Here is a 13,791-nt window from a genome sequence, read left to right on the forward strand (position 1 = left end):
AAGCATCATATCAGCTTCCGCTCCTTCAAATCCAAATAACTATTGATACTGTTCACGGTGAGGGCTTCCGGTTTGGAAAGGATCACCCGGATACCCATTTGGCTCAATTCCCGCACCATTTGTCGTTTCTCCATGGCAAATCCGGCGGCAATGGTTTCGAAATAGACATCTTTGACACCACGTACAGGACGTTCCAAAGCTTTATTCAGCTCCGAGTTTTCAAATAAAACAATCAATACCAAATGTCGGCTCGCCAGTCGTCGCAAAGCCGAAAGATGACGCTGCATTCCGGTTACGGTGTCGAAATTGGTAAAAAGGATTAACAGACTACGTGTCGGGATTTGTCGGACAACCGAAATATATAATTTCTCGAAATCCGACTCTTGATAATGTGTTTCCAACCGATAGAGGAATTCACTGATTCTATTCAATTGTCCCACCCGATTATCCGCTTTCACACAATTCCGGGAAGTATTGGAAAACGTGATTAATCCTGCCCGATCACCTTTTTTCAATATCACGTTGGACAATGTCAGTATGGTATTGATTGCATGATCCAGCATCGTCATCCCGTTAAAGGGGGATTGCATGGTACGACCTTTATCCACGAGGCAATAAATCTGTTGCGAGCGTTCCTCCGTGTAAGTATTTACCATTAAATGGTTATGCTTTGCCGTGGCTTTCCAGTTCACGGTACGGGGATCATCCCCCACCACGTAAGGCTTGATCTGTTCGAACGCCATATTCCCCCCCAACGCACGGGTACGCATTGCACCGTTCTCCGGGTGATAATTCCCGTAAGCCATTAACTCGTACCGGTGCATCATCATAAACGACGGGTAAACGGCAACCTCCCGTTCCAAATCAAAAGAGTAACGCCTTTCCACCAGCGACAAACGGGTAGATATAAATGCCCGAACCTTGCCGAACCCGTATGCTCCCCGTTTGGTTGGGCGCAAAGTATAATTTATTCTCTGCTGTTCGCCGGGCATCATATTTAAAGAGAAAGAAATATGCCGATTCTGGAACTCCACAGGAATCTCGTCTATCAAACGGCAATGCACCCCCACGGGATAACGATTCCGAACCTCGACACGAACGGGATTTTCCTCCCCGTTGGAAAGCTTGTCCGAAACAACACGGGAAGCCTCGAATCCTTGTTTATAACGGTACAAGGCTATCAACTCCAATAACACCATCACCGCATACATGAGCAAAGCCCCCGCCACCCATATCAATAGTAAAGGAAAGACATAAGCCATCACGAGGGCAAAAATGCCCAACAGCAAACAGGTGAAAAAACGCCCGGTCAGATATGTATCTTTAAATACTCGCACTATCTTGGTACTTCTATTTTAGAAACGATTTGTTGTATAACCTGATCGACTGTCACACCTTCCAACTCTTTCTCGGAAGACAGCTGCACCCTGTGCCGCAACACGGGAGCCACCAGTTGCAACACGTCATCCGGGGTCACAAAATCTCTTCCTTGGATGGCCGCGAAAGCCTTTGCTCCATTCATCAAAGCAATAGAAGCACGCGGAGAAGCCCCCAAATACAACCAGCCACTCTTGCGGGTAGCGTAAACGATATTCACGATAAACGTTTTGATCTTCGGATCAACCACCACTTGAGACACGGATTCCCTCAACTCCCGCAACATATTGACATTCAGCACGGGTTCCAACGTGTTCCAATCCTTGATTGCTCCACGGTCATGCAATTCAAGCACCTCAACCTCTTCCTCCGCAGACGGGTAAGTCACGTTTATCTTGAACAGGAAACGGTCTAATTGTGCTTCCGGCAACCGATAGGTCCCCTCGTGCTCGATCGGATTCTGGGTACCGACCACGATAAACGGGTAGTCCATCTTGTATTCTACCCCGTCATTCGTGATCTGCCGCTCTTCCATCACCTCGAACAAAGCCGCTTGAGTCTTTGCCGGGGCACGGTTAATCTCGTCCACGAGAACAAGATTGGTAAATATCGGTCCTTTCCGGTACTCGAAACGTCCTGTCGCGGGAATAAATACCGAGGTCCCCAAAATATCGCTCGGCATCAAATCCGGCGTAAACTGTATCCGGTTAAACTTCACGTCCAGCATCCGGGACATGACCTTCGCCATGAATGTTTTGGCGATACCGGGTACCCCCTCGATCAGAATATGTCCGTCAGCCAACATCGCCGTCAACAACAAATCCGCCACTTCCCGCTGTCCGACAATCACTTTGCCCATTTGTTCCCGAATCCGGGCAACCTTCTCGTGCAGACTCGTGAAGTCAATTCTGGACTCAAAATTTATCTGGTCTTCCATGCTTCTATCTTTTAGTTTTAAACAACTCTATATATTTCACTAATTCTCGTAACTTCTCTTCGTTCACGTGTTCTGTCTTCCGGATCAACAGAATCAAGTTCACCAACTTCTCCGTTTCCTCTTTCGGTACTCCCGAACGTTCCGCCAATAATACCGCAAACTCGGCGTTTAATTCATCTGTCCGTAACTTATAGTAATACCGGATTTCTTCCAAGAAACAATCTATCCGTTTATTAGCTATCGCCACGTGATCCCGATGTTTATAATACAGGGAACTCACCACCCCGACAAATTCCAACGTTCTGTTCTCCGGGGGACGAATGACAGGAATGTACCGTTGCTCCCGTTTTGAACGGAACAACACGTACAAAATGCCACCCAGCAACAATAATATATACGCCCATTTCAATGCCGGATACTGAAGAAGTACCCGGAAAGGAGTAGCCTGTCCCTTGCGCTCGTTTTTCTGGTACTCGTCCCAAACCGCGTTCAGATCGGCAGGGAGAAAAGACAGTGCCTTCTGGTAATAATCGCCCGCCAAAGAATCCAACAAATAAAAATTCGTGAAAGCGATCGGATTCGTGTGCAGGTAAAGAACCCCTTCACCGTAAGGCAGACGGATAAAATTCGGCATCGTTACCGTATCCACGTATCCCAGTATTTCCCCGGCAAATGATTTTTCCAATTTAAAATACCGGTGTTTTACCCGGAAAGGATATGCCTTTCCAAACCCGCGGATATAATCATTCCCTTCCCGAAAATCCTGTACTTCTTTTACTCCCGCAACAGATAACAACGTGTCCGGTATATATTCTGCCGAAAGAAAAAGCGTGTTTCCCCCTCCCACGTAATCCAACAGGATATCAGCCTCTCCATTCGCGTTTTTAAAATATCGGTTCACGAAGAAATATACTTCCGGTTCATCACTATCTTTCAGACGCAATCTCTCTCGCGGGGAAACCCGTGAAACCGTTGTCTTTCCTTCTGGGAACATATACGGCAAAGCGTCTTTCATGATATAAGTCCCGAAAGGTCCTTTCTTATCCACCGAGAAATTCATACTCCAATCCACGGGTTGCGGCTTATTTGCCTCGTAAATCGTGTAGATCGTCATTAGCGCTACCACGAGAAGGATGATCCACAAATTCTGCCCACGCTTCATTTCTCCACCTCCTTTCTGAAGTCTATAAAATATTGCCGGATATTCCGGTATGCCTCTTCGTCGACCGGAAATTCCCCGTAACAAACGTGATCGAATATACGGCTTAGATCTTCAAAAGTCCGGCTCCATTCCCGGTCACGTATCTCGTAAACATAGTCCCGATTGGTTTTGGAAGCTTCCCAACGAATCACCTGCTTCTCATCTAAAATTTGAAGCAACCCGGAATAACTTACCCGGACAGCGAGCGTGTAATCTTTTTCCTGCTCTGCCTTTACCAACATCCGGGAAAAAGTATCCCCGTCCTGCTCCCCGTTATAATCTCCCGTATCCGCGGCAAAAAGTCCCTCTCCCCTCTTTCTGAAAACCAAACTCTTCCGATATTTTATAAGTAAAATGATCAAACCGCCCGCCAAAAGAATCAAGATAATATATAACACGATATCCATGACCTGTGAAGAAGAATCAGACCATTTCATCCGGAACAACCGTTCCAAAATCCAACGTTTAATCCAATCCCACAACCCGGGAGCGGCAGACATATCCCTCTCGTAATCGAAATTAGCGTCATTTCTATATTTTTCCAGAAAATCGGCACCGGGGGAACGCGTCACCTCTTCCGCCAACATCGTTCCCCGGCAGCAAACCAGTACAAACAGAATAATATATCTAGTCAGCCATCTCATCCGTTTTATTTTCAGGTCGAGTTCCCAATTCATCTATCCGGCTCAACAATGTCGTGTGTTCCATCTCTTCCGACCGGGAGAAGAAGAACATCCCCAGCCCGATAAACACAATCGTGTGTAGCGTGTATTTTCCCAAGTAAGAAAGTAACAGCGTGAACGTCACCTCGTAAATTCCCGGCATTTCCCCCGTAAACGCTGAAGTTACGGTCAATGCCATATAAGGTATACTGAATACATAAGCAACAACTCCCACCAATAACTGCAAAACCACGGCATAACCGACAGTTCGCCACCAGTTCCCCTTCGTGATCGCCATAGCCCTAGACATCAAGGCATCAAAGCCGTTGTCCTTGATAATAATCAAATAAGTCCCGAAAGTCAAAGCCACCCCAAAATAAATCCCCGGTACAATCAGAAAAAGACATCCCACAACCACGATAATCATATAAAAAAGCGACCATACGATAAAGATTCCTAGTTTTCTCATCATCATGGCAAATACCTCGCTAATCGTGATCCGTTCCTCCACCCCTCCCCGGTAATGATCCCAATATACCCGAAGATAACAAATGGAGAACAGCTGCACCCACGCCACCATAATCATGGCAAAAAGTCCCGTCATCATGGAATTAATCATCACATTCCCGAAAGCATCCGTCGTTCCCAGATATTGTTGCGGGTTATAAGTCATATCAAGCGCACCCAATAACAAATCCTTCATTAAAAACACAACCAACAGAATTACCGGAAACCCGATCACCGCGAAAGCCCGAATAAAAGGCACGAACTCCTGTTTCATAAAATTTATAGTTGCTGTTATCAAGTCCGAAAAAGAACGTTCCACGCTCAAATTAATCTTTTCCATACAATTCGTTTTTATGTAAGTAATAAGGATAAACAATAAAATAACCGATCACGCCACCCAGCGAAAGGATAATCGCCGCGGCTCCCACGACAGGATAACTATCGGCATATCTCGTGATAAAACTTTCAATCCATCCGGCAATCACGAAGAAAGGAATCAATCCCGTGACAATCTTTATACCCCGCAACGCACCCTCTTTAAATGAATACATCCGGCGGTAAGTGCCCGGAAACAAGAAACTATTCCCCATAACCAACCCGGCTCCCCCGGCTATAATAATAGAGGTGATTTCGAATGTCCCGTGTGCCCAGACCGAAAGAACCGAATGTAACAGCAATCCCTGTTGGAAGAAAAAATACTGGAAAGCCCCGACCATCAAACCATTCGTGAAAAGAATCCACAAAGTCCCCGCCGAGAAAAGAATACCGAAAACAAAGGCGACAAACGACACTTTTATATTGTTCGTGGTAATCATCACGAACATATCCAACTCGTCCCCGGAAGCATAAATACCCATTGGCGTCCCGTTCTCAATATTACTGATCGTTCTTTCCACGTAAGCATCCCCCAGAATAGAACGCACGAAACTCTCGTCATGTGCCGTGGAAAACACCCCGATTAATGCCGAGAACAAGAAGAGAAGCAACGCGAACAATAAAGTCCGTCGTTCCCGGTAAAGCAACAAGGGAAACTCGTGTCCCCAGAATGTCAACATCCCTCTCCTCTCGGACTGCTCACCCTTGCCGTATATATTAATCTGGTAAACAGATATTAACTGATTCAGATACTTCTCCACGTCGCTTCCCGGGTAAAAAGTTTTGGCATAAGAAAGATCATCAGACAAAATCACGTAATTAGAGGCAAGCGTATCCGTGTTCAAACGTCCCACGTTCTCCATTTCCGCCCATTTTGATTTATTCCTATTTACAAACCGCGATTCTTTCATAATCCGTTTTCCACACGTTTTTTACTGTGCTAAAATTAATGCATTTCGAGAGAAAAACTGTATTTTTGTGAAAATATTTCCATAAAACATGAACATCTCTATCAATACCGCCCATAATGTAGCTATCAATTACACTCCCGCGGGAGTTATAGACCGTGTTTTAGCCACCATTATAGACTTTGCATTCCTATTCGGGTTGCTATTCATGAGCGCTATCGTGTTAGGCGCATTGAGTACTTTCATAGACATGGACTGGTTAATGTTCATTCTTGTATTTCTATTATCTCTCTATCATTTAATTTGTGAATACGCGTTCAACGGGCGTAGCCTCGGAAAATTTACCATGCGTCTTCAAGTAGTCAAACTAAACGGTAAAAAACTCACATTCTGGGATTGTATGCTCCGTTGGATATTCCGTTTGATTGACATCACCATTTCCAGCGGAGCCGTTGCCCTTATATCCATCATTGTTTCCAAACACACGCAACGTCTTGGAGATCTGGCAGCGGGGACAACCGTAATCCGTCACGAGAGAAGCGTCACGTTAAAACAGATGAGCCAGTACGATGCCCCGGAAGAATACGAGGTCGTGTTTCAACAAGCCGCTCTCCTTTCCGACAAAGATATCAAAATCATCAAAGACGTACTCCGTGAAGTAAACAGAAACAAAAATTACAACCTACTTGCCCCTTTGGCAAAAAAAATTAAAGAGGTAACAGGTATTGAAACCGATATGGTACCTCTCGACTTTGTAAAAACCATTTTAAAAGATTACACGCGCTTGGCAAATGGCAATGACTAAAGACTCGCATCTTTAGCCGCTACCGTCTTTATCTCTTTCAGTACGTCTTCCAATAATTGTGACGTTCCTATTCTGAAATACTTCGGACTAATCCATGCTTCACCCAGCACGTGTTTCACGATTGTCAAATAACGAATAGCGTTTTGCACTTTCGTGATACCCCCGGCTACCTTTATTCCGACCATTTTCCCTGTTTGAACATGGAATTGGCGCAAAGCCTCACAGATCACGTAAACCGCCTCCGGGGTAGCATTCATGGGCACCTTTCCCGTTGACGTCTTGATAAAATCCGCCCCGGCGTATGCCCCGAGCAGAGAAGCATTGAATATACTTTCTATCGTCTTTAATTCTCCTGTTTCGAGAATCACTTTCAGCACGACTCCGGCACACGCTTCCCGAATAGCAACCAGCTCTTTATAAACTTGTTCGTAATTGCGTTCCAACACTTCCCCCACGGAAATAACCACGTCAATCTCGTCTGCCCCGGCGGCAATAGCCTCCTTACATTCGGCCAACTTCACATCGAGAAATGTCTGTGCGGCAGGAAAACAAGCCCCTACCACGGTCGTTTTGATCGGCGTACCCGCCAACCCTGCTTTCACGACTGGAGCGAAACGGGGAAAAACGCAAACAGAAGCCACGTCCGGCAACGTATTCTTCTTGATTTTCTTTAAAAGTTCTGTCACAAAAGCAGTCACGGACTTTTCGGAGTCAGTCACTTTCAACGTCGTGTAATCCATACAAGAAACGCACAATTCGAAATTCTCGTTGCAATAAGCCGGAGCGATTTCTTTTTCAATCACGCCGTCCAACTCAAATTCGATACGATCTTCCAAATTTGAATACCCGTAAGCCGCCAATGTTTCCACTATATTCTCCATATACTTTAATTTATTACTTAGGCTCCTCCCCCCATCTCTGTCTTCCTTCATACGAAAAAAATCACCACCGGGTTATGGCAATAACCCTTGTTCGTTTCCTTAAGCCAAGGCAAATTTACACAATGTTTGTGAGGTTTTAAAGTAAATCTCGCCCAAAATAATTAATTTTGGAAGGTGAAATTCAACCGAAATCTATAAGCTAAAGATAATAAAATATATGGCAAGCAAAACAGAAGAACAAACGACCCCGTTAATGCAGCAATATTATTCGGCAAAGGCAAAATATCCCGACGCGATCCTGTTATATCGTATGGGTGACTTTTACGAAACCTTCGGCGAAGACGCCAAGCTCACCGCTAAAATTCTAGGCATCACCCTGACGAAACGTTCCCACGGCTCTCCCGGTGACGTCGAACTGGCAGGCTTCCCGTATCACGCCATAGACAACTACCTCCCGAAACTCGTGCGTGCGGGGCAACGTGTAGCCATTTGCGAACAATTGGAAGATCCCAAGAAAACCAAGAAACTCGTGAAAAGAGGCGTTATCGAATTGGTAACACCCGGTGTTTCCTACAACGAGAACACCATTGACAACAAAAATAACGTTTTTCTCGCTGCCGTTTATTTTACCAAGACCAAAGCCGGCCTCTCCCTTCTGGATCTTTCCACGGGAGAATTTCTCACGACGGAAGGCACCCCGGCAACCATGGACAAGATACTAAACAGTTTCCAGCCCAAGGAAGTTCTTTACCCCAAAGGCTCGGAAGCCCGTTTCAACGAAATCTTCGGTTCTAAATATTACACGTACCCCATAGAAGAATGGTTCTTTGAAACCGAATCTTCAGCCGACCGATTGAAAAAACATTTCGAGGTCACCACCCTGAAAGGATTCGGGATCGACAAAATGGATTGCGGTATCTCTGCCGCCGGAGCCGTACTTTACTATCTTGATGCAACCAAACACGAACTTGTCGGACATATCACCTCGATCTCCCGTATCGACGAATCGACCTGCGTATTGCTCGACCGGTTCACGTTGCGCAATCTCGAAATTCTGGACACGCTTCACGAGGGCGGACGCTCCTTGGCAGACATTATCGACAGAACCATCACCCCCATGGGCGGACGTACATTACGCCGCTGGCTCTGTATGCCCTTGAAAAATCCGGCAGAGATCAACGAACGTCTTGACATCGTGGAATGTTTCGTGAACCACGAGAACGAACGCTTGGAACTGGAACAAATACTTCGCACCATCGGCGATCTGGAACGTCTTGCTTCTAAAATTGCCGTCGGACGTATCTCCCCCCGGGAAATAGTTCAACTAAAAGTTGCATTACAAGCGATTAAACCGTTAAAAGGACAAGCCTTGGCTACGGGCAACGAGATTCTATGCAAATGGGTGGAACGACTCGATGACTGCGAAGAATTATACCAAAGAATAGAAAAAGACATCCGGGAAGACGCCCCCGCTTTGCTTAGCAAAGGCAACGTGATCGCCGAAGGCGTGAACGCGGAACTGGACGAATTGCGGAATATCTCTTCCCACGGGAAAGAACTCTTGTTGAAAATGCAGCAACGGGAAATCGAAAATACCGGAATCCCCACGCTGAAAATCAGCTTCAACAACGTGTTCGGGTACTATATCGAGGTCACCAGAATCCACACGCACAAAGTTCCCGAAACATGGATCCGCAAACAGACGCTCGTCAATGCCGAACGTTACATCACCCCGGAATTAAAAGAATACGAGGAAAAGATACTGGGCGCCGAAGAACGGATTCAAACACTGGAAAGCGACATCTACAACGAACTCATGGCAAAGGCAACGACATATATCCGCCCTATCCAACAGGATGCCCGGATCATATCGCATATCGATGCTTTAATCTCGTTTGCCAACGTTGCCATAACCAACGACTACCATCGCCCGGAAATCAACGAATCATTCGTTATCGACATCAAAGCCGGACGCCACCCCGTGATCGAGAAACAATTGCCCCCGGGAGAAAATTACATCGACAACGATCTTTATCTGGATAACGAGAAACAACAAATCATTATCATCACCGGACCCAACATGGCAGGTAAATCCGCCCTCTTGCGGCAAACGGCACTCATCGTCATCATGGCACAAGCCGGATGTTTCGTCCCCGCCGCATCTGCCAAAATCGGGTATGTCGACAAGATTTTCACCCGTGTAGGAGCCTCTGACAATATTTCCCTCGGGGAATCCACCTTCATGGTCGAGATGAACGAGGCGGCAAACATACTAAACAACATCTCCGACCGCAGTCTTGTCCTCTTCGACGAGCTGGGACGGGGTACCTCTACTTACGACGGAATTTCCATCGCTTGGGCTATCGTGGAATTCCTGCACGAGAATCCCAAAAATAGAGCTAAAACACTATTTGCCACCCACTATCACGAACTGAACGAAATGGAAAGTTCCTTCCCCAAGATCAAGAACTTCAACGTGTCGGTGAAAGAAATCAGCAACAAGATCGTATTTCTCCGCAAGTTAGTCAAGGGCGGCTCCAACCACTCCTTCGGAATCCAAGTCGGTAAAATGGCAGGACTGCCCCAATCCGTCATCAAACGCTCGTCCGAGATACTGAAACAACTTGAAAATGACCGTAATTCCAACGGAAACATACAAAAAAATGTAGCCAACATCGGCAACGAACGGGAAGGTATTCAATTAAGTTTCTTCCAGTTGGAAGACCCGGTGTTACTCCAAATCCGTGACGAAATCGCGGGACTCGACATCAACAGCTTAACCCCCTTGGAAGCCTTGAACAAACTGAACGAAATCAAAAAAATTACGGGTATCTAAGAGATAAAAGCCCTAAAAGTCAAATGCTTTTAGGGCTTCTTTATATTATTTTACCTTTACCCATTTCACGGCATCGGCTACTACCATTTGAAAATACGTACTACGATATTTCTTAACCTCAATGGGAGCTACTCCCCGGTCGTCCAACACGACACGGGATTCCCCTTCCGGTAGAGTAAATCTGCCCAATGATACCCAAGCTTCTTCTTCCGGTAGGGTAAATTTGGTCGGCAACCAATCTCCTTCTTGAACTTCGAGAACAATTTCCTCTTTTCCTTCTGCTGTATAGACGGTATAGTAGTTTTTCATCCCGGGGTGATCCGTTGCATAAATCTGTCCCTCAACGACTTCACTAAGATGAGGTCTATAGATAAATATCTCATATTTTCCTGCTTCCGGAAGATTTGCCACCCATTCCGCTTTAAACTTTCCCGAGCCGGCTTTTTTTACAAAAGCACCGCGAATATGATCACCGCAAAATTCTTGTGTTATAGCAAGACTCCACTCGTTAGCTTTAACAGAACTGAAGCGCAAATATTCCCTCTCGTCCCCTTTTTTGAGCAGATCGGTCAATCGTTTTCGATTATCCGCCGAGTCAATCAAATGAAAATTTTCGTCCCCGTTATCAACAATGATCTCTCCCGGGCGGTAAAATTGATTTCTCTCGAGCAAGGTGACTTCTTCACTGGGTACAGATCCTGACAATGGAGAGTCTCCATGATTAAATGAAATATCTTTTGGGAAATTCCCCGAAAAATTAGTGCTCAATCGCAACTCATCTTCTATATCTTCATGCATGATAATTCGCTTGCATTCCCTAGGTTTAATCAGGTAACTTCTACGGTAGCAGATTGTTGCACCACCGATTCGACTTTCACGGGTAATGAGCGAAACAACACCATCCGTTTCTCCGAAATTACCCACTTTAAAATCAATGATTTGCGTATCTTCCGTCGTTTTGCGGGTTTCATCCTTTATCGTCAACAATGGAATCCGGCGCCCCGTGTACCACTCGTCCATGTATGCTTTAATATTCTGACCGAAACGCTGTTCAAAGCCTTCGATAAACGAATCGAAATTGACTTCCCGGAAACGAGTACTTGCATTAAATTCCTGCATGAACCGGGTTAAAGAATCCCATGTGGTTATTGTTGTAAGATAGCCTAATAAATAAGAAACCTTTAAAGAAATAACGGAACTTTGTTCCCTGCTGTATCCTTCCGTGATAATTCCTTCTAATCCCTTCTCGGCAATACGATTTATCATTTTCGGAGTCACGTCACCTCTAATTTCTTTTGGATTCATCATTTGCCTGAATATTTGGTCTATACCCTGATACGTGTCAGACGTGAGGCTGCTACTATAATCCGAAAAAATATGTCCTATGCCTATCCGGTCTAAAATGAAAGGTATCTTATAGGTCAACAGGAAATCTTGCACGCTTATGCCTCTGTCTGGCTGACCGGTAAAAGTACTGAGACACGTGGTCTCAACCTTGTATAATCTTTCACCGAAAAGTGCTATTTCCGGTTGAACATTATCTCTGAATGAATATGAGCCTGAAAGGTACAAGGATGCAGGAACTTCGACCAATTTCAAATACTTAAAGGGGTAAGGATTGGGTTTGCCCTCCTCGATAATATCCTTGCATTGCTTTGATATTTCCGTTAACTTTTTCTCTCGGTTCGGATTATCTTTTTTCAGTGCTTCCCACTCATCGAAATAATTCATGTAGAAATCATTTCCCGGGTACGTGTAAAACTCCACGGCAATCGAATCGATGGCGATCGCCCTTTTCTCGTATTTCCCCATGCAAAGAGTCAACTCGGTCAAATCTTGTAAATTATTGAACGTAACGTTATCTCCTTCTTTCATGGGTTCTCCTTGTGATAAAACGGTCATTCCTCCCGAATTCTCAACATGAAGGGTGTAACTTGTGAAATTAATCTCTTTAGACGCTTGAAATTCGACGGGAGGAACTGTCGTCGGGTACCACATCACTTCCGGTACAAGTAACGTGAATCCGTTGGAAACAAAAGCCCTGCGTTTGCCATAATTTTCATGGTATGAATAAGGAATGTCGAAAGAGAAGAAATTCTCGTCGGAAACATTTATCTGGTAAACATCCTCATCAATGCCTCCCTCGTAGTCCATCGCTAATTCGATACATTCACCGGGAACCAAGGGACGTTCGATGATAATGATCTGGTGCTCCCTGCGAAAAGGAATATTTTGTCCGTCGGATTCAATCTTGTTAATTTTCAGTCCCGGGTTCAAAAAGAGTAAAAACTGATCCATTTTTACTTTTTTCTGGTTTTGGATACTCATCCGGCTTGTTACCGAGAACTGATCTCCCCCGGGACGATACACGAGGTCATGCGTGAGCACGCGTGCCGTGGGATATTCGTTGTATGCAAGAAACGCTTCGCGATACGCGATTCTGTTGTTCAAGCGGGTTTGAAACTTATTAATATAAATATACCCTAACCCGAAGGAAAACACCAAAAGCAGAGTCGCGGAAATGATAAAATAAGGTTTCCGACGAGGGGCTTCGGGCAACCTCTTCATAAGAGAAACGGAGAAATAAAACAAACTGATTCCCAATAGTAAAAAAGCGCCTCGCTGGAGCAAGTAATCCCCTGTACCCGTGAACCCGATCATGGTGGAAAAAACATCCGTCTGCAAACTCCCCCGGAAATCCAGCACCCCGTGAAGAGGGGTTATCAAAAAACTGTACGAGAAATAGAGAAAACCGATTAGGATAAACCAACTGATAAACGAGAGTTTGACCAACCTGTTTACAAACAAAGATAATCCGGTGATAAAAACGAGCGAGGGTAACACGCGCGTGAGGAGATAAAAAAGATATACCCAGAGATTAACAGGCGAGTCGGGAATGGCTATATTGATAAGTACACAAGCAATCATGAAAATCACATCTACAACCAAAAACGGTATAAGAACACCTAAAAATCCCCCGAGAAGAGATTGTTCATTACCGATAGGTCGAGCAGAAAGTACCTCCCGGGTTTCCGCTTTCCTTTGCTTCCTTGTGATATCACAGATAATAAAAGTAACGATTAATGATTGAAATAGATTCAAAAAGTAAATTCCACGTAAAGGCATAGAAGATGCAAATACAACGTCCTTCCACAAAAGCCAATCCCGTTCCCACGGGACGAGAATACCTAATATACACAAAACCCCGAGAATGAAGAAATAAAATAACCAATTTCTTCTTACCAGCTTGCTCTCGTAAGAGATAGCTGCTTTTAAAGCTGTTGTTTCCATTATTGTAAGAT

10 protein-coding genes are annotated in these 13,791 nt (G+C 45.1%); 2 read left to right on the forward strand and 8 right to left on the reverse strand.

What is annotated here, in order from left to right; all coding sequences use genetic code 11:
- Positions 1–5 precede the first annotated feature (5 nt).
- Genes CS948_RS08720 through CS948_RS08745 form a run of 6 tightly spaced genes read right to left on the reverse strand, consistent with a single transcriptional unit; the run spans position 6 to position 5,970 of the window.
- Positions 6–1,337, reverse strand: coding sequence for a DUF58 domain-containing protein (locus tag CS948_RS08720; protein ID WP_099291300.1), 1,332 nt, complete (start codon positions 1,335–1,337; stop codon positions 6–8).
- Positions 1,337–2,314 (reverse strand): MoxR family ATPase, encoded by a 978-nt coding sequence (locus tag CS948_RS08725; RefSeq protein ID WP_099291301.1) that lies wholly within the window; start codon positions 2,312–2,314, stop codon positions 1,337–1,339. Before CS948_RS08725 ends, CS948_RS08720 begins: the two co-directional genes overlap by 1 nt.
- Positions 2,315–2,318: 4 nt before the next feature.
- Positions 2,319–3,476: a DUF4350 domain-containing protein gene (locus CS948_RS08730; protein WP_099291302.1), complete on the reverse strand. Its 1,158-nt coding sequence runs from the start codon at positions 3,474–3,476 to the stop codon at positions 2,319–2,321.
- Positions 3,473–4,159, reverse strand: a complete 687-nt coding sequence (locus CS948_RS08735) for a DUF4129 domain-containing protein (RefSeq protein ID WP_176554984.1) — start codon at positions 4,157–4,159, stop codon at positions 3,473–3,475. Before CS948_RS08735 ends, CS948_RS08730 begins: the two co-directional genes overlap by 4 nt.
- The gene (locus tag CS948_RS08740) at positions 4,143–5,024 is read right to left on the reverse strand and encodes a hypothetical protein (RefSeq protein WP_099291304.1); all 882 of its coding nucleotides are present in this window, start codon (positions 5,022–5,024) and stop codon (positions 4,143–4,145) included. The genes CS948_RS08735 and CS948_RS08740 overlap by 17 nt, the downstream gene beginning before the upstream one ends.
- Positions 5,011–5,970, reverse strand: a complete 960-nt coding sequence (locus tag CS948_RS08745; RefSeq protein ID WP_099291305.1) for a stage II sporulation protein M — start codon at positions 5,968–5,970, stop codon at positions 5,011–5,013. Before CS948_RS08745 ends, CS948_RS08740 begins: the two co-directional genes overlap by 14 nt.
- Positions 5,971–6,058: 88 nt before the next feature.
- Between CS948_RS08745 and CS948_RS08750 the strand changes: the two genes are divergently transcribed.
- Positions 6,059–6,772 (forward strand): RDD family protein, encoded by a 714-nt coding sequence (locus CS948_RS08750; protein WP_099291306.1) that lies wholly within the window; start codon positions 6,059–6,061, stop codon positions 6,770–6,772.
- Here the strand turns inward: CS948_RS08750 and deoC are convergent.
- Positions 6,769–7,653 carry a deoxyribose-phosphate aldolase gene (deoC, locus tag CS948_RS08755; protein WP_099291307.1) on the reverse strand — a complete coding sequence of 295 codons (885 nt, stop codon included), beginning with the start codon at positions 7,651–7,653 and terminating at the stop codon, positions 6,769–6,771. The genes CS948_RS08750 and deoC overlap by 4 nt on opposite strands.
- Before the next feature lie 217 nt (positions 7,654–7,870).
- Here deoC and mutS point away from each other — a divergent pair, with 217 nt between their 5' ends.
- Positions 7,871–10,489 carry a DNA mismatch repair protein MutS gene (gene mutS, locus CS948_RS08760; RefSeq protein WP_099291308.1) on the forward strand — a complete coding sequence of 873 codons (2,619 nt, stop codon included), beginning with the start codon at positions 7,871–7,873 and terminating at the stop codon, positions 10,487–10,489.
- A gap of 45 nt (positions 10,490–10,534) precedes the next feature.
- Here the strand turns inward: mutS and CS948_RS08765 are convergent, their stop codons facing one another.
- A complete protein-coding gene (locus CS948_RS08765) occupies positions 10,535–13,780 on the reverse strand; it encodes a hypothetical protein (protein ID WP_099291309.1) in 3,246 nt (1,081 codons plus the stop codon).
- Positions 13,781–13,791 lie beyond the last annotated feature (11 nt).

Origin of the sequence: Butyricimonas sp. Marseille-P3923, assembly GCF_900184685.1 — a bacterium.
GTDB lineage: Bacteria > Bacteroidota > Bacteroidia > Bacteroidales > Marinifilaceae > Butyricimonas > Butyricimonas muris.

Excerpts from the sequence above, each read along its gene's own strand:
- CS948_RS08725 (WP_099291301.1), bottom strand. The coding sequence starts at position 2,314 with ATGGAAGACCAGATAAATTTTGAGTCCAGAATTGACTTCACGAGTCTG.
- CS948_RS08730 (WP_099291302.1), bottom strand. The coding sequence starts at position 3,476 with ATGAAGCGTGGGCAGAATTTGTGGATCATCCTTCTCGTGGTAGCGCTA.
- CS948_RS08735 (WP_176554984.1), bottom strand. The coding sequence starts at position 4,159 with ATGAGATGGCTGACTAGATATATTATTCTGTTTGTACTGGTTTGCTGC.
- CS948_RS08740 (WP_099291304.1), bottom strand. The coding sequence starts at position 5,024 with ATGGAAAAGATTAATTTGAGCGTGGAACGTTCTTTTTCGGACTTGATA.
- CS948_RS08745 (WP_099291305.1), bottom strand. The coding sequence starts at position 5,970 with ATGAAAGAATCGCGGTTTGTAAATAGGAATAAATCAAAATGGGCGGAA.
- CS948_RS08750 (WP_099291306.1), top strand. The coding sequence starts at position 6,059 with ATGAACATCTCTATCAATACCGCCCATAATGTAGCTATCAATTACACT.
- deoC (WP_099291307.1), bottom strand. The coding sequence starts at position 7,653 with ATGGAGAATATAGTGGAAACATTGGCGGCTTACGGGTATTCAAATTTG.
- mutS (WP_099291308.1), top strand. The coding sequence starts at position 7,871 with ATGGCAAGCAAAACAGAAGAACAAACGACCCCGTTAATGCAGCAATAT.
- CS948_RS08765 (WP_099291309.1), bottom strand. The coding sequence starts at position 13,780 with ATGGAAACAACAGCTTTAAAAGCAGCTATCTCTTACGAGAGCAAGCTG.